The following is a 19,452-nucleotide window of genomic DNA, read 5'->3' as shown; positions in this document are numbered from 1 at the left end:
CCGCCATCGCGAGCAGGCTCGCTCCTACAAGGGTTCGGTGTACACGCTTCGCTTCTCACCACTCAATAGGCCGAGCGTTAGCTCGCCTGCTTTTGATCTTGATCCACCCGCCCCGTCGGGAGGCTGAGTGGAGGTGTTCATCCGGGGAGTGGCGTGTAGCGCCGTTCGACGCAGTCGAACACGCTGCATGTAGGTCGTCGCGAAGCAGACCGGAGGGCAGTGTCCCCGGATGGATACCGGAGCGAAGGAACGCCGAGCCTTAGCGAGGGGCCGGACGCTTGGGGCGAGACTTTTTGGTTCCTTTTGTGGCGTTTGACAAAAGGGACTCGCCGTAAGGGCGAAACCATAAGCAGCCGTTACCGCAGCAATGGATATGTACACAAACCCACAAGAACATGGTCGGCTATAAGGCCGCCAAGTAACCAAGCCAATCTCGGACAATGAAACGAGCATTCGGCCCCTTGCCCACACGCCACAGCAGGCTAACATCAACAAAAGGAAAAATAGTCCCAATCCCCCTCAAGTTGAAGGACTCAACTACCGACACAGTACTAATAGGGCAAATACTCAAAACAACAGCATTTCGGCCAAGCTACAGGCAAAAAACCCTGAGGTTGATTGTCCCTTTGACTGCCATCACGGGATTGCCAATACTCATGGCAACTTGATGCTACCCGCACGGAACAAGGAATAACCCTTTGAAGCTGGAACTCAAGAACAGCTTGTCGGTGAAGTTGCTCCGGGTCGTGCTCCTGTCGGCATTGATCGTCGGCGTGGTCTTGAGCTGCGCGCAGATCGTTTTCGATGCCTATAAAACACGCCAGGCCGTGGCCAACGATGCCGAGCGCATCCTCGACATGTTCCGCGACCCTTCGACCCAGGCCGTCTACAGCCTGGACCGGGAAATGGGCATGCAGGTCATCGAAGGCCTGTTCCAGGACGAAGCCGTGCGCCAGGCCTCCATTGGCCATCCCAACGAAGCCATGCTCGCGCAAAAATCCCGTGAGTTGCAGCATTCAAACAGCCGCTGGCTGACCGACCTCATTCTTGGCAAGGAACGCACCTTCACCACCCAACTGGTCGGTCGCGGCCCCTACAGCGAATATTACGGCGACCTGAGCATCACCCTCGACACCGCCACCTATGGGCAGGGTTTCATCGTCAGTTCAGTGATCATCTTCATCTCCGGCGTGTTACGCGCCCTGGCCATGGGCCTGGTGCTGTACCTGGTCTACCACTGGCTGCTGACCAAACCGCTGTCGCGAATCATCGAACACCTGACCGAAATCAATCCGGACCGCCCCAGCGAACACAAGATCCCGCTGCTCAAGGGTCATGAAAAGAACGAACTGGGGATCTGGATCAACACCGCCAACCAGTTGCTAGAATCCATCGAGCGCAACACCCACCTGCGCCATGAGGCGGAAAACAGCCTGCTGCGCATGGCCCAGTACGACTTCCTCACCGGTTTGCCGAACCGTCAGCAATTGCAGCAGCAACTGGACAAAATCCTGGTCGACGCCGGCAAATTGCAGCGCCGGGTGGCGGTTTTGGTTGTAGGTCTGGACGACTTCAAAGGCATCAACGAACAGTTCAGCTATCAGACCGGCGACCAATTGCTGCTGGCCCTGGCCGATCGCCTGCGCGCTCACAGTGGCCGCCTCGGCTCCCTCGCCCGTCTCGGTGGTGACCAGTTCGCCCTGGTCCAGGCCGATATCGAACAACCTTATGAAGCCGCCGAACTGGCGCAAAGCATCCTCGATGACCTGGAAGCGGCGTTTGCCCTCGATCATCAGGAAATCCGCCTGCGCGCGACCATCGGCATCACCCTGTTTCCCGAGGACGGCGACAGCACCGAGAAACTGCTGCAAAAAGCCGAGCAGACCATGACGCTGGCGAAAACCCGCTCGCGCAACCGTTATCAGTTCTACATTGCCAGCGTCGACACCGAGATGCGCCGCCGTCGGGAACTGGAAAAAGACCTGCGCGACGCCCTGCGGCGGGACCAGTTCTACCTCGTCTATCAACCGCAGATCAGCTATCGCGATCACCGGGTGGTGGGTGTCGAGGCACTGATTCGCTGGCAGCATCCCGAACATGGCCTGGTGCCGCCCGACCTGTTCATCCCGTTGGCCGAGCAGAACGGCACCATCATCGCCATCGGCGAGTGGGTGCTGGATCAGGCCTGCAAACAACTGCGCGAGTGGCATGACCAGGGTTTCACCGACCTGCGCATGGCGGTAAATCTGTCCACGGTGCAACTGCACCATGCCGAGCTGCCGCGAGTGGTCAACAACCTGCTGCAGATGTACCGCCTTCCCCCTCGCAGCCTGGAGCTGGAAGTCACCGAAACCGGCCTGATGGAAGACATCAGCACCGCCGCCCAGCATCTGTTAAGCCTGCGTCGCTCCGGCGCATTGATTGCGATCGACGATTTCGGTACCGGTTATTCGTCCTTGAGTTATCTGAAAAGCCTGCCGCTGGACAAGATCAAGATCGACAAGAGCTTCGTGCAGGACCTGCTCGATGACGACGACGATGCCACCATCGTTCGCGCGATCATCCAGCTGGGCAAGAGCCTGGGCATGCAGGTGATTGCCGAAGGCGTGGAAACCGCCGAGCAAGAGGCCTACATCATCTCCGAAGGCTGCCACGAAGGTCAGGGCTACCACTACAGCAAACCGCTGCCGGCGCGGGAATTGGGCGCCTACCTGAAACAGGCGCAACGCAGTAACGCGGCTATTTTGTAGAGATCAAAAAATCGCAGCCTCGTTTCACTCTGTAGCAGCTGTCGAGTGAAACGAGGCTGCGTTCTCTTGATCTACGACACAAACCCCGCGCGAATAAGAAATATTTCCAGCTACAACCCTTTACACATAATGCGAAAGATTTGCATTATGTCGCAGTTTTGCGCACTTGCTGCGCCCTACCACCCTCTCTCGAAGCAGGATGTTCGCCATGATTCGTATGCCTCTGGCTACCGCCAGTCTGTTGGCCATCGCTATTTCCCTCGCCGGTTGTGGCGAAGGTAAAGACAAAGCAGCAGCTCCAGCGCCTACGCCGGCCGCCAGCACGACCGCGCCGGCTCCAGCTGCCGCACCTGCCGCTACCAGCAAGGTCGACGAAGCCGCCGCCAAAGCCGTTGTCGCGCATTACGCCGACATCGTCTACGCCGTTTACAGCGATGCCGAATCCACCGCGAAGACCCTGCAAACCGCCGTTGACGCCTTCCTCGCCAAGCCGAACGCCGACACCCTGAAAGCTGCCAAGGCTGCCTGGGTTGCTGCCCGCGTTCCTTACCTGCAGAGCGAAGTGTTCCGCTTCGGCAACACCATCATCGACGACTGGGAAGGTCAGGTGAACGCCTGGCCTCTGGACGAAGGCCTGATCGACTACGTCGACAAATCCTACGAGCACGCACTGGGTAACCCGGGCGCCACGGCCAACATCATCGCCAATACCCAGGTTCAGGTCGGCGAAGACAAGATCGACGTCAAAGACATCACCCCGGAAAAACTCGCCAGCCTGAACGAGCTGGGCGGTTCCGAGGCCAACGTCGCCACCGGCTACCACGCCATCGAATTCCTGCTCTGGGGCCAGGACCTGAACGGCACCGGCCCTGGCGCCGGCAACCGTCCAGCCTCCGACTACCTGGAAGGCAAAGGCGCCACCGGCGGTCACAACGATCGTCGCCGCGCTTACCTGAAGTCTGTCACCCAGTTGCTGGTCAGCGACCTGGAAGAAATGGTCGGTAACTGGAAGCCGAACGTGGCCGACAACTACCGCGCCACTCTGGAAGCGGAATCGGTTGATTCCGGCCTGCGCAAAATGCTGTTCGGCATGGGCAGCCTGTCCCTGGGCGAACTGGCGGGCGAGCGCATGAAGGTTTCCCTGGAAGCCAACTCCCCTGAAGACGAACACGATTGCTTCAGCGACAACACCCATAACTCGCAGTTCTACGATGCCAAGGGTGTTCGCAACGTGTACCTGGGCGAATACACCCGCGTAGACGGCACCAAAATGACCGGCGCCAGCCTGTCGTCCCTGGTGGCCAAAGCCGACCCGGCTGCCGACACCGCGCTGAAAGCCGACCTGGCTGCCACCGAAGCCAAGATGCAGGTCATCGTCGATCACGCCAACAAGGGTGAGCACTACGACCAGTTGATCGCTGCCGGCAACACCGCTGGCAACCAGATCGTTCGCGACGCTATCGCGGCCCTGGTCAAGCAGACCGGTTCGATCGAAGCCGCCGCCGGCAAACTGGGCATCAGCGACCTGAACCCGGACAACGCTGATCACGAGTTCTGATCAACGCTGGCTGAGTGACTACAGAGGCGACCTTCGGGTCGCCTTTTTCATATCTGCCCAAAACTGTTTCTGGTAGGAGCGAAGCTTGCTCGCGAAGGCGGTGTCCCAGTCACTAAATATGTTTAATGTGACGCCGCCTTCGCGGGCAAGCCTCGCTCCTACAGGGTCTTGCGCAAATCCTGTGGGAGCGAGCCTGCTCGCGATGGCCGCGACTCGGTCTTCTGTGAATACATGCCCCACATCAACCAAACGATAATTCCTCTTATTCAAACTCCCTTGCCCTGTTAGACTTTGCGCCCTTGTTTTGCTCGTCTTGCAGGATGTCTGATGCCCTCGCTGCTTCTTCGCTTGTCCGCACTGTTGCTGGCCCTGGGCCTGAGTGCCTGCGATGACGCCCCGCGTTTTACCGAGGCCGAACCCGGTGAAGCCCGGTCCGGTGGCGCAGCGACTGTGCGCAAGACCGATCAAAATGCTTTCTCCCTGCCCTCCGCCAACCTGTCGCCGTCACGGCGCGTGGATTTCAGCGTCGGCAACAGCTTCTTCCGCAACCCTTGGGTGATCGCCCCGTCGACCACCACTGCCCGGGACGGCCTCGGTCCGTTGTTCAACACCAACGCCTGTCAGGGCTGTCACATCAAGGACGGTCGCGGTCATCCGCCGACGCCCGATGCCACGAACGCGGTATCGATGCTGGTGCGCCTGTCGATCCCGGACGCGCCGGCCTACGCCAAGGTCATCGAGCAGCTCGGCGTGGTCCCGGAGCCGGTCTACGGCGGCCAGTTCCAGGACATGGCCATACCCGGCGTGACCCCGGAAGGCAAAGTGCGGGTCGATTACACCCCCGTTCCGGTCCGCTTCAAGGACGGCACCGAAATCGAGTTGCGCAAACCGAGCCTGAACATCACTCAGCTGGGTTACGGCCCGATGCACCCCGACACCCGTTTCTCGGCGCGCGTTGCCCCGCCGATGATTGGCCTGGGCTTGCTCGAAGCCATCCCTGACGAAGCGATCCTGGCCAACGCCGAGGCTCAGGCCAAGGACAAAAACGGCATCGCCGGGCGGCCGAACCGGGTCTGGGACGACGTGCAACAGAAGACCGTCCTTGGCCGGTTCGGCTGGAAAGCCGGGCAACCGAACCTCAATCAACAGAACATTCACGCGTTTTCCGGCGACATGGGCCTGACCACCAGCCTGCGCCCCTTCGACGACTGCACCGAGGCGCAAACAGCCTGCAAACAGGCGCCGACCGGCAACGGCCCGAATGGCGAGCCGGAAGTCAGCGATAACATCCTGCGCCTGGTACTGTTCTACAGCCGTAATCTCGCCGTGCCGGCCCGTCGCGACGTCAACGCGCCCGAAGTGCTGGCCGGCAAGAACCTGTTTTTCCAGGCTGGCTGCCAGTCCTGTCACACCCCCAAATACACCACCGCCGCCAACGCCGCCGAACCTGAACTGGCCAATCAAGTGATTCGCCCTTACAGCGATCTGCTGCTGCACGACATGGGCGACGGTCTGGCCGACAACCGCACCGAATTCCAGGCCAGCGGCCGCGACTGGCGCACCCCGCCGTTGTGGGGCATCGGCCTGACGCAGGCGGTCAGTGGCCACACCCAGTTTTTGCATGACGGCCGCGCGCGAAATCTGCTGGAAGCCGTGCTCTGGCATGGCGGCGAAGCGAAAGCGGCCCAGCAACAGGTTTTGTCTTTCAATGCCGAGCAGCGCGCTGCGTTGCTGGCGTTTTTGAATTCCCTTTAATACGTATTCCATAGCGGGAGCCCGACATGTTCCGTCCCAAATTGTTGTTCACCAGCCTTGCAGCGCTAGCCTTGGGCGCCTGTTCGCCACAGGACCCACAAGCTGTCACCTCTGCGGCGATTGCCAAGTCAGTGATCCTGCCGACCTACACTCGCTGGGTTGAAGCCGACCGCCAATTGGCCGTCAGCGCCCTCGCCTACTGCGAAGGCAAGGAAAACCTCGACACCGCCCGCGCCGACTTCCTGCACGCACAAAAAGCCTGGGCCGAGCTGCAACCGCTGTTGATCGGCCCGCTGGCCGAAGGCAATCGCGCCTGGCAGGTGCAGTTCTGGCCGGACAAGAAAAACCTGGTCGGCCGTCAGGTCGAGCAACTGGTCATCGCGCAGCCGCAGATCGATGCCACCGCCCTGGCAAAGTCCAGCGTCGTGGTACAGGGCCTCTCGGCCTATGAATACATCCTGTTCGACAGCAAGCCTGACGTGGCCAACGACGCGCAAAAAGCCAAGTATTGCCCACTGCTGAAGGCAATCGGCGAGCGTCAGAAGCAACTGGCCGAAGAGATACTACAAAGCTGGAACCACACCGACGGCATGCTCGCGCAGATGAGCAAATTCCCCAACCAGCGCTACGCCGATTCCCATGAGGCCATCGCCGATCTGCTGCGAGTCCAGGTCACCGCCCTCGACACCTTGAAGAAAAAACTCGGCACGCCGATGGGCCGTCAGAGCAAAGGCGTGCCGCAACCGTTCCAGGCCGATGCCTGGCGCAGCCAGTCGTCCCTGACCGGCCTGGAAGCCAGCCTCGCCGCGGCCAAAACCGTGTGGGAAGGCGTCGACAACAAAGGCCTGCGCGGCCTGTTGCCGAGCGAGCAGAAACCGTTGGCGGACAAGATCGATGCCGCTTACGCCGCGTCCCTGAAGCTGTTCGCCAGCAATCAACGTCCGCTGACCGAGATGCTCAACGACGACGCCGGGCGCCAGCAACTCAACGATATCTACGACAGCCTCAACGTCGTCCATCGCCTGCACGAAGGTGAACTGGCCAAGGCGCTGGGCATCCAACTGGGCTTCAACGCCAACGACGGTGATTGATGAGGGCGAGTGCCATGCTGCGACGTCAGGCTCTGACTTTAGGTAGTTTGCTGCTGGGAGCAGTGACACTGGGCGGCTGGACGCTGTTCAAGCAAAAGGACAAGAGCCCGCTGCTGCTGTCGGCGCGGGACGATGGCGACGGCAAGCATTACGCCGTCGGTTATCGGCTGGACGGCACCCGTGTGTTCGCCACCCAGGTCGGCCAGCGTTGCCACGACATCATCAACCACCCGACGCTGCCGATCGCGCTGTTTGTCGCCCGGCGTCCGGGCACCGAGAGTTATCTGATCGACCTGCGCGACGGCACGCTGCTGCAAACCGTGGCCTCGCTGCCGAACCGGCACTTCTACGGTCACGCGGTGATTCACAAGAGCGGCGACTGGCTGTACGCCACCGAGAATGACACCTCTGATCCGGGTCGCGGGTTGTTGGGTGTGTATAAGTTCGAAGGTGAGCGGCTGGTGCACAGCGGCGAGATTTCCACCCATGGCATCGGCCCGCATCAGGTGTCGTGGATGCCGGATGGCGAAACCTTGGTAGTGGCCAACGGCGGCATTCGCACCGAGGCGGAAAGCCGGGTCGAGATGAACCTCAACGCCATGGAGCCGAGCCTGGTGTTGATGCAACGGGACGGCACGCTGCTGAGCAAGGAAACCCTCGCCCAGCAGATGAACAGCGTGCGGCATCTGGGGATCGCCAGCGACGGCACCATCGTCGCCGGTCAGCAGTTCATGGGGCCGTCCCACGAGTCTTCGGAGCTGCTGGCGATCAAGCGACCCGGCCAACCGTTCGTGGCGTTCCCGGTGCCGGAGCATCAGTTGCAGGCGATGGGGCATTACACCGCCAGCGTTGCGGTCCACAGTGACTTGCGGCTGGTCGCGTTGACCGCGCCGCGCGGCAACCGCTTTTTCATCTGGGACATGGACAGCGGCGAAGTGCGCCTGGATGCGCCGCTTCCCGACTGCGCCGGGGTTGGCGCGGTGGCGGATGGGTTCGTCGTGACCTCGGGTCAGGGACGCTGCCGGTACTACGATTGCCGCCAGACAAATCTGGTTGCAAAACCGCTGGAGCTGCCGGCAGGGCTCTGGGACAACCACCTGCATCTCATCTGACCTTTCCCTCTTGTAGGAGCGAAGCTTGCTCGCGAAGGCGCCCTATCAGTCGGTATCTTCGTTGACTGACACACCGCTTTCGCGAGCAAGCTTCGCTCCTACAGGTTTTGCGAGATCCTGTAATAAGTGGCAGTTGGATTCACTGCCACTCTCGGAGTAATGTGCCCCACTGTCTCACCTGATTTTCTCCAAGGAAGTGGAAATATGCTGCGTCGCCGCATGCTGATCATGTTGGGTGTTGTTCTGCTGATCGTGCTGGTCCTGGCCGGTTACAAAGCCTTCTCCATCTACACGATGATTCAAGGCTTTTCCGCGCCGAAACCGCCGATCAGTGTCGCCGCGACCACTGCCGCCGAACGCCCGTGGCAGGCCCGTCTGCCGTCCGTTGGCACAATCAAGGCGTTGCAAGGGGTCGACCTGAGCCTGGAGATCGCCGGCACCGTCATGGATGTGCAGTTCGAGTCCGGGCAGCAGGTCAAGGCCGGCCAGCCGATCGTGCAACTCGACAGCGGCGTGGAAAAGGCTTTGCTGGAAACCGCGATGGCGGACCTCGGGCTGTCGACAGTGAATTACAACCGCGGCAGCCAACTGGTGGGCAGCCAGGCGATCTCCAAAGGTGAGTTCGACCGACTCTCGGCGATCATGAAAAAGGACCAGGCCACGGTTAACCAGCTCAAGGCGTCGCTGGCGAAAAAGCGCATTCTCGCCCCGTTCAGCGGCACCATCGGTATTCGTCAGGTCGATGTCGGTGACTACGTGGCCAGCGGCACCATGATTGCCACCCTGCAAGATCTCAGCAGCCTCTACGTCGACTTCTTCGTGCCCGAGCAGTCGGTGCCGAAGATCGGCGTCGGCCAGTCGGTGCAGATCATTGTCTCGGCCTATCCGACACAGACCTTCCCCGGCACCATCAGCGCGATCAACCCGAAAGTCGAAAACAGCACCCGCAACGTGCAGGTCCGCGCGACCCTGGACAACCCTGACGGCAAACTGCTGCCGGGCATGTTCGCCAGCCTGCAAGTGATGCTGCCCGACCCGCAGCTGCGCATCGTCGTGCCGGAAAGCGCGATTACCTACACGCTGTACGGCAACTCGCTCTACGTCGTCGCGCAGAAAAAAGCCGAAGACGGCAGCCTCGAAAAAGACGACAAGGGCCAGCCAATCCTGATCGCCGAACGGCGTTTCATCGAAACCGGCGAGCGCCGAGACGGGCTGGTGATGATTACCAAAGGCGTGCAGAACGGCGAAAAAGTGGTCACGGCCGGTCAGATCAAACTGGACAACGGCGCACACATTGCCATCAGCGACGACAAGACCCTAGCCGAGAAGAGCAGTCAGCCTCGCGTTGACTGATCAAGGAATCCACATGGCTTTTACTGACCCGTTCATCCGCCGCCCGGTGCTCGCCACCGTGGTCAGCCTGTTGATTGTGCTGCTGGGCTTCCAGGCCTGGAGCAAGCTGCCGCTGCGCCAATACCCGCAAATGGAAAACGCCCTGATCACGGTGACCACGGCGTACCCCGGGGCCAACGCCGAAACCATTCAGGGCTACATCACCCAACCGATGCAGCAGAGCCTGGCCAGTGCCGAAGGCATCGACTACATGACCTCGGTCAGTCGACAGAACTTCTCGGTGATTTCGATCTACGCGCGCATCGGCTCCAACAGCGACCGCTTGTTCACCGAGCTGCTGGCCAAGGCCAATGAGGTGAAAAACCAGCTGCCTCAGGACGCCGAAGACCCGGTGTTGAGTAAAGAAGCGGCCGACGCCTCGGCCCTCATGTACATCAGTTTCTTCAGCAAGGAACTGAGCAACCCACAGATCACTGACTACCTGTCGCGGGTCATCCAGCCGAAACTGGCGACACTGCCGGGCATGGCGGAAGCCGAGATTCTCGGCAACCAGGTGTTCGCCATGCGTCTGTGGCTGGACCCGATGAAGCTGGCCGGGTTCGGCCTGAGCGCCAGCGACGTGACCAACGCGGTGCGCCAGTACAACTTCCTCTCCGCCGCCGGTGAAGTGAAAGGCGAGTACGTCGTCACCAGCATCAATGCCAACACCGAGCTGAAATCCGCCGAAGCGTTCGCCGCGATTCCGCTCAAGGTCGATGGCGACAGTCGCGTGCTGCTCAGCGATGTGGCGCGGGTCGAGATGGGTGCGGAAAACTACGACTCGATCAGTTCGTTCGGTGGCACGCCTTCGGTGTACATCGGCATCAAGGCCACGCCGGGCGCCAACCCGCTGGACGTGATCAAGGAAGTGCGCAAGATCATGCCGGAGCTGGAAGCCCAGCTGCCGCCCAACCTCAAAGGGGAAATTGCCTACGACGCCACGCTGTTCATCCAGGCCTCGATCGATGAAGTGGTGAAAACCCTCTTCGAAGCCGTGCTGATCGTGATCGTGGTGGTGTTTCTGTTTCTCGGGGCGCTGCGTTCGGTAGTGATCCCGGTGGTGACCATTCCGCTGTCGATGATCGGCGTGATGTTCTTCATGCAGATGATGGGCTACTCGATCAACCTGTTGACCCTGCTGGCGATGGTGCTGGCGATCGGATTGGTGGTGGACGATGCCATTGTGGTGGTGGAGAACATTCACCGGCACATCGAGGAAGGCAAGACGCCGCTGGACGCGGCCATCGAAGGCGCTCGGGAAATTGCGATGCCGGTGGTCTCGATGACCATCACCTTGGCGGCGGTGTATGCGCCCATCGGTTTCCTGACCGGGCTCACCGGGGCGCTGTTCAAGGAGTTCGCCCTGACGCTGGCCGGGGCGGTGGTGATTTCCGGCGTAGTCGCGCTGACCCTGTCGCCGATGATGTGTGCCTTTTTGCTGCGCCACGACGAAAATCCCAGTGGCCTCGCGCACCGACTGGACCTGATTTTCGAAGGCCTCAAGCGCCGATACCAAAGCATGCTCCACGGTACCCTCAACACTCGGCCGGTGGTGCTGGTGTTTGCGGTGATCGTGCTGTGCCTGATTCCGGTGCTGCTCAAATTCACCAAGTCGGAACTGGCGCCCGACGAAGATCAGGGCATCATTTTCATGCTGGCCAACGCCCCGCAACCGGCCAACCTCGATTACCTGAACACCTACACCGACGAATTCATCACGATCTTCAAGGAGTTTCCCGAGTACTACTCCTCGTTCCAGATCAATGGATTCAGCGGCGTGCAATCGGGGATTGGCGGTTTCCTGCTCAAACCGTGGAACGAACGGGACCGTACGCAAATGGCAATCCTGCCCGAGGTCCAGCGCAAACTGGAGAGCATTTCGGGGTTGCAGATCTTTGGCTTCAACCTGCCCTCCCTGCCCGGCACCGGCGAAGGGTTGCCGTTTCAATTCGTCATCAACACGGCCAACGATTACGAGGCGCTACTGCAAGTGATGGACCGGGTGAAAAAACGGGCGATGGAGTCCGGCAAGTTCGCCTTTGTCGACGTCGACCTGGCCTTCGATAAACCTGAAGTTGTCGTGGACATCGATCGCGCCAAAGCCGCGCAGATGGGTGTGTCCATGCAGGACCTGGGCGGAACACTGGCCACGTTGCTGGGTCAGGCGGAGATCAACCGTTTCACTATTGAAGGTCGCAGCTACAAGGTCATCGCTCAGGTCGAACGACCTTTCCGGGACAACCCGGACTGGCTGAACAACTATTACGTGAAAAACACCCAAGGCGAACTGCTGGCCCTGTCGACCCTGATCACCGTCACCGACCGGGCGCGTCCACGGCAGTTGAACCAGTTCCAGCAACTCAACTCGGCCATCCTGTCCGGGGTGCCGCTGGTCAGCATGGGTGAGGCCATCGACGCCGTGCGCCAGATCACGCAGGAAGAAGCGCCGGCCGGTTTTGCCATCGATTACGCCGGTGCGTCGCGCCAATACGTCCAGGAAGGCAGCGCGCTGTGGGTGACCTTCGCCCTGGCGCTCGCGATCATTTTCCTGGTGCTGGCGGCCCAGTTCGAAAGCTTCCGCGATCCTCTGGTGATTTTGGTGACCGTGCCACTGTCGATTTGTGGCGCGTTGATTCCGCTGTTCCTGGGGTGGTCGAGCATGAACATTTACACCCAGGTGGGGCTGGTGACCTTGATCGGGCTGATCAGCAAGCACGGCATCCTGATCGTCGAGTTCGCCAACCAGCTGCGCAAGGAGAAAGGCCTGACACCTCGAGAGGCTGTGGAGGAAGCGGCGGCGATTCGATTGCGTCCGGTGTTGATGACCACGGCGGCAATGGTGTTCGGCATGGTGCCGTTGATCATCGCTACAGGCGCGGGCGCGGTCAGCCGGTTTGATATCGGCATGGTGATCGCAACGGGGATGTCGATCGGGACGTTGTTTACACTGTTTGTGTTGCCGTGCATCTACACCTTGCTGGCCAAACCCGATGCCAAAGAACACCCATAACCCTGTGGGAGCGAGCTTGCTCGCGATGGCGGCGGATCAGTCAACTTATCCGTTGAATGATCGTTCCCACGCTCTGCGTGGGAATGCAGCCCGGGACGCTCCGCGTCCCATCAACAGCCGAACGCGGAGCGTCCGTTGAGGCACTCCCACGCGGAGCGTGGGAACGATCGGCACAGGGGGCTATGCAAGGCCTGGAATCCGGGCACAAAAAAAGGCCTCGCATTTGGCGAGGCCTTTTATTTGGGCTTCAATCTGTTCAACTTTGTGGCCTCATTCCTTGAGAAAGTCCGAACATGAACAGCAATAAATCATGATCGGGTTGTGATGCTACGGATGCCTTGGCTACCCGAGGCAACGGACAGTGGGCGTCACCGCTCACTGAACTAAGGACTTGCGTGCGGGGCTGCTCCCACGCTGCCACCGCAAATGAAGCAACTGCCAAGGCTCCTATCAAAAACACACCTCGAGCAATTTCTAGTTTCATTGCTATAAACCTTTGATAGCGCTGCCAAACGCCGTCTCATAAAAGTAGACGAGTTTGCGCCAGTCTGCCGTGCTGAACGACGAGTGGCGGCGCAGCTGCTTCAGGTCATGAGCAGCCGCGCGATAGGCGGTCAAGCGCTGTCGGCATTTCTCCAGGTCGATCAAGGCAATTTCGACGTTGGCCAACTCGCCCTCACCGGTAACCCGCACGAAAACGTGCTTGATGTAGATGCAGCTGTGCTGCCAACGGCCCTTGTGCATGCGGGCCAGGTTCTCGGCCAGGTCCTTCAACACGCGGTCATGCACCGCCTCGCCGTGGCGCTCGCGACCGCCACCGGCGTACCAGTGTTCGATTTCCTCAAAGCCGTCCAGCGACTTGGTCACCAGCAATGCGCGCCATTTGTGCACAGGGTCGCGCTGTGCGCCGCAGAAAATGATTTCCGGAACTCTCACGCCAAGCGAGCGCAGGCCAATGAGCGCATCACGCTCGCGCAATACGGTCGGGCGGCCGAAGGGGTGCAGCCAGCTGCGATAGATATGCCCGGTCTGCCGCTTGGCATAGAGCAGCTGTCCATCACTGCCCATGACACGCTGCACGCCACTTTCTCCACCGCGACGGATGTTGGGTTCTTCTACCCATTCACCGCGCTGATTCCAGAAATAGTCGAAGCGGTCCTGAGAAGCGACGTCCGTTTCTGCTGCACATTGCACTGCCATCCTGTTACCTCTTGCGTAATACGTAAACTCGCCACATGGCATAGAGCGGTAAAAAGTCCAGTTGTTCCTGAATACGGAACCCCGCCTGTTCAAACTCCTTTTCTACCGTGGCAGCCGGTAACACAAACCGATTTTGATAACCTTCCTGCCCACGCCGTTTCTCTGAGCGCTTGCGTTTCCAGGCTTTGAAATTGCCATCCACCCACAACGAAAGGATCACGCTGTCACGCGTGACTCGTTCAAATTCGCGCAGAATGGCCAGTCGATGCTCGGCTTCACCGATGTGATGCAGCAAACGCATGCAGAAAATGCTGTCGACAGCGTTGTCGGGCAATGCAATGTCGAATGCAGAAGTGTGCAAGGGCTGTACCCGTTTGACCACTTCGGCTGGTTGCGCCTGGGTGGCAATCTTCAACATTGACTCGGAGTTGTCGGCACCGATGATCGCGCGATTGGCTTTTTCCGCCAGCATTGGCCAAAAACGCCCTGCCCCACACGGCAAATCGAGGACCAGCCCTGGCTCACCGACCAGCTTCAGCGCCTTTCGCGCCAACTGCACGTCACGCCAGTGGGATAGCTTACGACCGAGGCCATCCTGATGCTTCTGCAAATACCTTTGAGCGTGTTGATCGTCGTACTTTTCGGAAAAATCGAGTTTGATCGGGCCGTCCATCATTAAGGTCTCCTGAACTTCTGATGACAAGTACCTTAGGTAGCGTAGTGTCAGTGTCAGGTCATACCTTTGTGAAAAAATTGTTAAGGAATTGCGCAATCATTTCAAGATTTTTCAGGGCGGCTGTCAGGGCCGGGAGCTTCAACTTCTCAAGCACCGCTAAATTTGGCTCAATTCCACCTGAAAACGACAGCCATTAGGTTCCATATTGGTCAGGCTGACGCTCCAGCCCTGGTTCTCGCAGATCCGCTGTACCAGCGACAATCCCAGTCCCAGGCCCTCGCCGCGCTTTTCGCTGCCGCGCACGAAAGGTTCGAACATTGCCTCGCGTTTTTCCTCGGGAATGCCCACACCGCTGTCCTCGACCGTGAAACCCGTGACCGTGAGGGTCAAGCGGATAAACCCGCGTTCGGTGTAATGCAGTGCGTTACGCAACAAGTTGCCCATGACGGCGTGCAAAAGGGTTGCGTTGTAACAAGTGCCCAGCGGATTGCCCGGTTCGAAGTCCAGGCTCAGCCCCTTGGCTTCAATCGGTTCGCGCCACTGGTTGAGCAGCCCGTCGGCGACCTGCCCCAGCGTCTGCTGTGGCGCCATGCTGGCGTCTTCTCGCTGGGTCCTGGCCAACATCAGAAACGTTTGCACCAATTCGCGCATCTCGGCGCACGCACGGGCAATTCGCTCGACCTGGGCACGGCCACGCTGGTCGATACCGGGGTTTTCCAACAACAACTCACAGGAACTGGCCAGCACCATCAACGGTGTGCGCAGTTCGTGGCTGACGTCACTGGTAAACAGTCGCTCACGGGTCAATGCCTGGCGCAAACGCCCAAGGGTGGCGTCGAAGGCAACGGCCAGCTCGCCCACTTCGTCAGCGGCATAATCCGGCGCCAGAGGCGGCGCCAGCCCCAGCAATTGATCGCGATGACGCACCTGGCGAGCCAGTCGTACCACCGGCGCCATCACTTTGCGCGCCAGGACCCAACCGAGAAAGATCGCGAGCGCCAGGCTCAGCACGAAACCCACCAGCACCACGGCAAACAGCACCCGCTCACGCTCTTCGAAATCGCTTTGGTCCTGAAGCAATACGTAGCGCCGGCCATCGACGACTTCGACCATCGCGTGATACGACAGTTGCTCGCGAAAGACCTCGTGGAATCCGGAGTCCAGGTGCCGCAAATCCTTGGGCAGCTCGAAGTCCCCCGGCCCACCGCTGAAATAGAACATCTGGTCCGGCTCGGGGCGATGGCTCCAGTCAGAAACGCTGTCCATCAGCAACAGCCGTTGCAAATCACCCCCCAGCCCGGCCGAAATCAGCTTTTCTTCGACCAGGTGCACGGTCGCCACAATGCCCATGGCGAAGGCGCCTGCCACCAGTGCGCTCATCAGCGCAAAGGCGATGATGATCCGTTGAGCAAGGCTCTGCTTAAACTCCATCACGGCCCTCGGCCAAGCGATAACCCACACCGTGCACGGTTTGCAGCAAGGGCTTGGCGAAGGGCTTGTCGATCACCTGGCGCAATTGGTGGACGTGGCTGCGCAGGCTGTCGCTGTCCGGGCAGTCATCGCCCCAGAGGGCTTCTTCGAGAATTTCGCGTCGCAGAACATGCGGACTTTTCTGCATCAGCACGGCCAGCAACTTCAGGCCGACCGGGTTGAGTTTGAGCAGACGACCTTCGCGGGTCACCTCCAGGGTGTCGAGGTCATAGCTCAAATCACCCACCTGCAAGGCGCGTCGACCGCCACCTTGGGCACGACGCATGACCGCCTCAATCCGCGCCGCCAGTTCGGACAGGGCGAACGGTTTGATCAGGTAGTCATCGGCACCGGACTTGAAGCCTTGCAGCCGGTCATCCAGCTGATCGCGCGCGGTGAGCATGATCACCGGCGTGTCGCGGCGGGCATCTTCACGCAAGCGTTTGCACAGGGTATAGCCGTCAATGCCGGGCAACATGATGTCGAGCACGATCAAGTCATAGTGCTCGGTGGCCGCCAGGTGCAAGCCTGACAAACCGTCCTGCGCGCAATCCACGGTGTAGCCTTTGAGCCCCAGGTAATCGGCCAGATTGGCCAGGATATCGCGGTTGTCTTCAACCAATAGAATTCGCATGGGCACCTCCTCCGCACACAGTAACGGCCGTCATGGCCCGCGCAGCTTAAGGCCAAGTGTGGCTCAGGGCTAGGGCTGCGTGCAGTTGTCAATCCGCCAGAAAAGCTAATAAAGGCCTTAACAAGTTTTTCACTCTCGATTCACACGCCGACGACAGCGCCGGGCTCAGACTCCGCGCGGATGCGCTCTCCAGACCCCTTTATCGACCAAGGAACTGCCATGGCTTCGACCGCCGCCCGCCCCGCTTCCAGACCGCTCAACTTTTGGGTGTGCCTGGGTGTCCCCACCATTGCGGCGATCATTTTGCTGCTGCTCGAACTGACGTCCCTGGACATGGACCTGGCCAAACTGTTCTACGACCCGGTCGCCGGGGATTTCATCGGGCGCCACAGTTACTTTCTTGAAAACATTCTGCATGACCGCGCCAAGCAGGTGGTCATCGCGTTTTCGGTGTTTGCGATCATCGGCTTTATAGGCTCGTTTTTCATGGACCGGCTCAAGCCGTTCAAACGCGAACTGGGTTGTCTGGTGTTGTCGCTGGCGCTGGCGACCTCGTTCGTGACCCCGGTCAAAGCGGTGACGGCGGTGCAATGCCCCTGGAGCCTCGAGCAGTTCGGTGGCCACGAAACCTACAGCGAACTGCTCAGCCCGCGTCCGCAGACCGACAAGCCCGGGCGTTGCTGGCCGGGGGGACATGCGGCCACCGGGTTTACGCTGTTTGCGTTGTTCTTTGTACTGCGTGACCGACGTCCACGGCTGGCACGACAGGCGTTTGTGTTTGCCTTTGCATTGGGGACGGTGTTTTCGGTGAGCCGGATGATGCAGGGGGCGCACTTCTTTTCGCATAACGTGTGGACGGCGATTTTTTGCTGGTTGATCTGTTTGGGGTCTTACTACTACATCCTGTATCGACCGGCTTCCAAGGTTGAGAGAGAGTCCGAAGCACAACCGGTCAGCGCCTGAACTGACGCCTTCGCGGGCAAGCCTCGCTCCTACAGGGATTTCGCTGGACCTGTAGGAGCGAGGCTTGCCCGCGAAGAGGCCCTAAGCAACAACCTGTTTTTTACGACGGGTAATAAAAAACCCCGCCGGCTCATCGCCGGCGGGGCTTTTATGTACCGGGGTAAGGCTGGCTTACATCATGCCGCCCATGCCACCCATACCGCCCATGTCTGGCATACCGCCGCCAGCTGGGCCGTCTTCCTTGATCTCGGCGATCATGGCTTCGGTGGTGATCATCAGGCTGGCAATCGACGAAGCCGCTTGCAGAGCCGAACGAGTCACTTTAGCCGGGTCCAGGATGCCCATTTCGATCATGTCGCCGTATTCGCCGGTCGCAGCGTTGTAACCGTAGTTACCCGAACCCTGCTTGACCTTGTCGACCACAACGCTTGGCTCGTCGCCGGAGTTGGCAACGATCTGACGCAGTGGCGCTTCAACAGCGCGACGCAGCAACTGGATGCCAACGTTCTGGTCATCGTTGTCGCCTTTGAGCTCGGAGATAGCCTGCAGAGCGCGAACCAGTGCCACGCCACCGCCAGGTACCACGCCTTCTTCAACGGCTGCACGGGTAGCGTGCAGGGCGTCTTCAACGCGGGCTTTCTTCTCTTTCATTTCAACTTCGGAACCGGCGCCAACCTTGATCACTGCAACGCCGCCGGACAGCTTGGCCAGACGCTCTTGCAGTTTTTCACGGTCGTAGTCGGACGAAGTGTCAGCCACTTGCTGACGGATCTGCAGAACGCGAGCCTGGATATCAGCTTCAACGCCGGCGCCGTCGATCACGGTGGTGTTTTCTTTGGACAGGATCACGCGCTTGGCATTACCCAGGTGTTCCAGGGTAGTGCTTTCCAGGCTCAGGCCGATCTCTTCGGAGATAACGGTACCGCCGGTCAGAACAGCGATGTCCTGCAGCATGGCCTTGCGACGGTCGCCGAAGCCTGGAGCCTTGACGGCTGCGACTTTAACGATGCCACGCATGTTGTTCACAACCAGAGTCGCCAGGGCTTCGCCTTCAACGTCTTCGGCCACGATCAGCAGTGGACGGCCGGCTTTGGCAACGGCTTCCAGTACTGGCAGCATTTCGCGGATGTTCGAGATCTTTTTGTCGACCAGCAGGATCAGCGGACCGTCGAGCTCGGCAGTCATGGTCTCTGGCTTGTTGACGAAGTACGGGGACAGGTAGCCACGGTCGAACTGCATGCCTTCAACAACCGACAGTTCGTTCTCCAGGCCCGAGCCTTCTTCAACGGTGATCACGCCTTCTTTACCGACTTTTTCCATGGCTTCGGCAATGATGTCGCCGATGGAGCTGTCGGAGTTGGCCGAGATGGTGCCGACCTGAGCGATGGCCTTGGTGTCAGCGCAAGGCTTGGACAGGGCTTTCAGCTCTTTGACGATAGCGATGGTCGCTTTGTCGATGCCGCGTTTCAGGTCCATCGGGTTCATGCCGGCAGCGACGGCTTTCAGGCCTTCGTTGACGATCGATTGAGCCAGAACGGTAGCGGTGGTGGTGCCGTCGCCTGCGTCATCGTTGGCACGGGAGGCAACGTCTTTGACCAGCTGCGCGCCCATGTTTTCGAAGCGATCTTTCAGCTCGATTTCTTTGGCAACGGACACGCCGTCCTTGGTGATGGTCGGAGCGCCGAAGCTCTTCTCGATGATCACGTTACGGCCTTTAGGGCCCAGGGTCGCTTTTACTGCGTCAGCCAGGACGTTGACACCGGCGAGCATTTTCTTACGGGCGGAATCGCCGAATTTAACTTCTTTAGCAGCCATGATCGATATTCCTTAAATACTTTGTA

The 19,452-nt window shown here is 59.8% G+C and carries 14 protein-coding genes; 8 read left to right on the top strand and 6 right to left on the bottom strand.

What is annotated here, in order from left to right:
• Window positions 1-698 precede the first annotated feature (698 nt).
• The 7 genes from ACIQV9_RS09340 to ACIQV9_RS09310 all read left to right on the top strand — a co-directional run bounded on the left by ACIQV9_RS09340 (window position 699) and on the right by ACIQV9_RS09310 (window position 12,668).
• Window positions 699-2,750, top strand: coding sequence for a putative bifunctional diguanylate cyclase/phosphodiesterase (locus tag ACIQV9_RS09340; RefSeq protein WP_403100324.1), 2,052 nt, complete (start codon window positions 699-701; stop codon window positions 2,748-2,750).
• 208 nt (window positions 2,751-2,958) lie between these two features.
• Window positions 2,959-4,308, top strand: coding sequence for an imelysin family protein (locus ACIQV9_RS09335; RefSeq protein WP_403100322.1), 1,350 nt, complete (start codon window positions 2,959-2,961; stop codon window positions 4,306-4,308).
• 327 nt (window positions 4,309-4,635) lie between these two features.
• A complete protein-coding gene (locus ACIQV9_RS09330; RefSeq protein WP_403100319.1) occupies window positions 4,636-6,063 on the top strand; it encodes a di-heme oxidoredictase family protein in 1,428 nt (475 codons plus the stop codon).
• Between the two features lie 26 nt (window positions 6,064-6,089).
• Entirely contained in the window at window positions 6,090-7,154 is a 1,065-nt protein-coding gene (locus ACIQV9_RS09325) for an imelysin family protein (RefSeq protein ID WP_403100316.1), read from the top strand.
• A 14-nt stretch (window positions 7,155-7,168) separates the two neighbouring features.
• Entirely contained in the window at window positions 7,169-8,266 is a 1,098-nt protein-coding gene (locus tag ACIQV9_RS09320; RefSeq protein ID WP_403100314.1) for a DUF1513 domain-containing protein, read from the top strand.
• Between the two features lie 204 nt (window positions 8,267-8,470).
• Window positions 8,471-9,619 carry an efflux RND transporter periplasmic adaptor subunit gene (locus ACIQV9_RS09315; RefSeq protein WP_403100312.1) on the top strand — a complete coding sequence of 383 codons (1,149 nt, stop codon included), beginning with the start codon at window positions 8,471-8,473 and terminating at the stop codon, window positions 9,617-9,619.
• Window positions 9,620-9,632: 13 nt separating this feature from the next.
• Window positions 9,633-12,668 carry a multidrug efflux RND transporter permease subunit gene (locus ACIQV9_RS09310; protein WP_403100309.1) on the top strand — a complete coding sequence of 1,012 codons (3,036 nt, stop codon included), beginning with the start codon at window positions 9,633-9,635 and terminating at the stop codon, window positions 12,666-12,668.
• A 256-nt stretch (window positions 12,669-12,924) separates the two neighbouring features.
• Here the strand turns inward: ACIQV9_RS09310 and ACIQV9_RS09305 are convergent, their stop codons facing one another.
• The 5 genes from ACIQV9_RS09305 to colR all read right to left on the bottom strand — a co-directional run bounded on the left by ACIQV9_RS09305 (window position 12,925) and on the right by colR (window position 16,648).
• Window positions 12,925-13,152 carry a hypothetical protein gene (locus tag ACIQV9_RS09305; RefSeq protein ID WP_403100307.1) on the bottom strand — a complete coding sequence of 76 codons (228 nt, stop codon included), beginning with the start codon at window positions 13,150-13,152 and terminating at the stop codon, window positions 12,925-12,927.
• Window positions 13,153-13,154: 2 nt separating this feature from the next.
• Complete coding sequence (locus ACIQV9_RS09300; RefSeq protein ID WP_403100304.1) at window positions 13,155-13,868, bottom strand: lipopolysaccharide kinase InaA family protein; 714 nt, start codon at window positions 13,866-13,868, stop codon at window positions 13,155-13,157.
• Window positions 13,869-13,872: 4 nt separating this feature from the next.
• Complete coding sequence (locus tag ACIQV9_RS09295; RefSeq protein ID WP_403100506.1) at window positions 13,873-14,541, bottom strand: class I SAM-dependent methyltransferase; 669 nt, start codon at window positions 14,539-14,541, stop codon at window positions 13,873-13,875.
• Between the two features lie 159 nt (window positions 14,542-14,700).
• Window positions 14,701-15,975, bottom strand: coding sequence for a sensor histidine kinase (locus tag ACIQV9_RS09290; RefSeq protein WP_403100302.1), 1,275 nt, complete (start codon window positions 15,973-15,975; stop codon window positions 14,701-14,703).
• Window positions 15,965-16,648 (bottom strand): two-component system response regulator ColR, encoded by a 684-nt coding sequence (colR, locus tag ACIQV9_RS09285; RefSeq protein WP_054045155.1) that lies wholly within the window; start codon window positions 16,646-16,648, stop codon window positions 15,965-15,967. Before colR ends, ACIQV9_RS09290 begins: the two co-directional genes overlap by 11 nt.
• Window positions 16,649-16,867: 219 nt before the next feature.
• On the opposite strand from colR, the gene ACIQV9_RS09280 reads away from it, so the two are divergent.
• A complete protein-coding gene (locus ACIQV9_RS09280) occupies window positions 16,868-17,611 on the top strand; it encodes a phosphatase PAP2 family protein (protein ID WP_403100299.1) in 744 nt (247 codons plus the stop codon).
• Between the two features lie 171 nt (window positions 17,612-17,782).
• On the opposite strand, the gene groL is transcribed toward ACIQV9_RS09280, so the two are convergent.
• Window positions 17,783-19,426 carry a chaperonin GroEL gene (groL, locus tag ACIQV9_RS09275; RefSeq protein WP_008155543.1) on the bottom strand — a complete coding sequence of 548 codons (1,644 nt, stop codon included), beginning with the start codon at window positions 19,424-19,426 and terminating at the stop codon, window positions 17,783-17,785.
• Window positions 19,427-19,452: the final 26 nt, after the last annotated feature.

Source organism: Pseudomonas sp. NPDC099000, from assembly GCF_044759925.1.
In the GTDB taxonomy this organism is placed as follows: domain Bacteria; phylum Pseudomonadota; class Gammaproteobacteria; order Pseudomonadales; family Pseudomonadaceae; genus Aquipseudomonas.
Note: the sequence above shows the minus strand (reverse complement) of the source record. Positions and strands in the feature narration are given on the sequence as shown.

Excerpts from the sequence above, each read along its gene's own strand:
- ACIQV9_RS09335 (WP_403100322.1), top strand. The coding sequence starts at position 2,959 with ATGATTCGTATGCCTCTGGCTACCGCCAGTCTGTTGGCCATCGCTATT.
- ACIQV9_RS09330 (WP_403100319.1), top strand. The coding sequence starts at position 4,636 with ATGCCCTCGCTGCTTCTTCGCTTGTCCGCACTGTTGCTGGCCCTGGGC.
- ACIQV9_RS09325 (WP_403100316.1), top strand. The coding sequence starts at position 6,090 with ATGTTCCGTCCCAAATTGTTGTTCACCAGCCTTGCAGCGCTAGCCTTG.
- ACIQV9_RS09320 (WP_403100314.1), top strand. The coding sequence starts at position 7,169 with ATGCTGCGACGTCAGGCTCTGACTTTAGGTAGTTTGCTGCTGGGAGCA.
- ACIQV9_RS09315 (WP_403100312.1), top strand. The coding sequence starts at position 8,471 with ATGCTGCGTCGCCGCATGCTGATCATGTTGGGTGTTGTTCTGCTGATC.
- ACIQV9_RS09310 (WP_403100309.1), top strand. The coding sequence starts at position 9,633 with ATGGCTTTTACTGACCCGTTCATCCGCCGCCCGGTGCTCGCCACCGTG.
- ACIQV9_RS09305 (WP_403100307.1), bottom strand. The coding sequence starts at position 13,152 with ATGAAACTAGAAATTGCTCGAGGTGTGTTTTTGATAGGAGCCTTGGCA.
- ACIQV9_RS09300 (WP_403100304.1), bottom strand. The coding sequence starts at position 13,868 with ATGGCAGTGCAATGTGCAGCAGAAACGGACGTCGCTTCTCAGGACCGC.
- ACIQV9_RS09295 (WP_403100506.1), bottom strand. The coding sequence starts at position 14,541 with ATGGACGGCCCGATCAAACTCGATTTTTCCGAAAAGTACGACGATCAA.
- ACIQV9_RS09290 (WP_403100302.1), bottom strand. The coding sequence starts at position 15,975 with ATGGAGTTTAAGCAGAGCCTTGCTCAACGGATCATCATCGCCTTTGCG.
- colR (WP_054045155.1), bottom strand. The coding sequence starts at position 16,648 with ATGCGAATTCTATTGGTTGAAGACAACCGCGATATCCTGGCCAATCTG.
- ACIQV9_RS09280 (WP_403100299.1), top strand. The coding sequence starts at position 16,868 with ATGGCTTCGACCGCCGCCCGCCCCGCTTCCAGACCGCTCAACTTTTGG.
- groL (WP_008155543.1), bottom strand. The coding sequence starts at position 19,426 with ATGGCTGCTAAAGAAGTTAAATTCGGCGATTCCGCCCGTAAGAAAATG.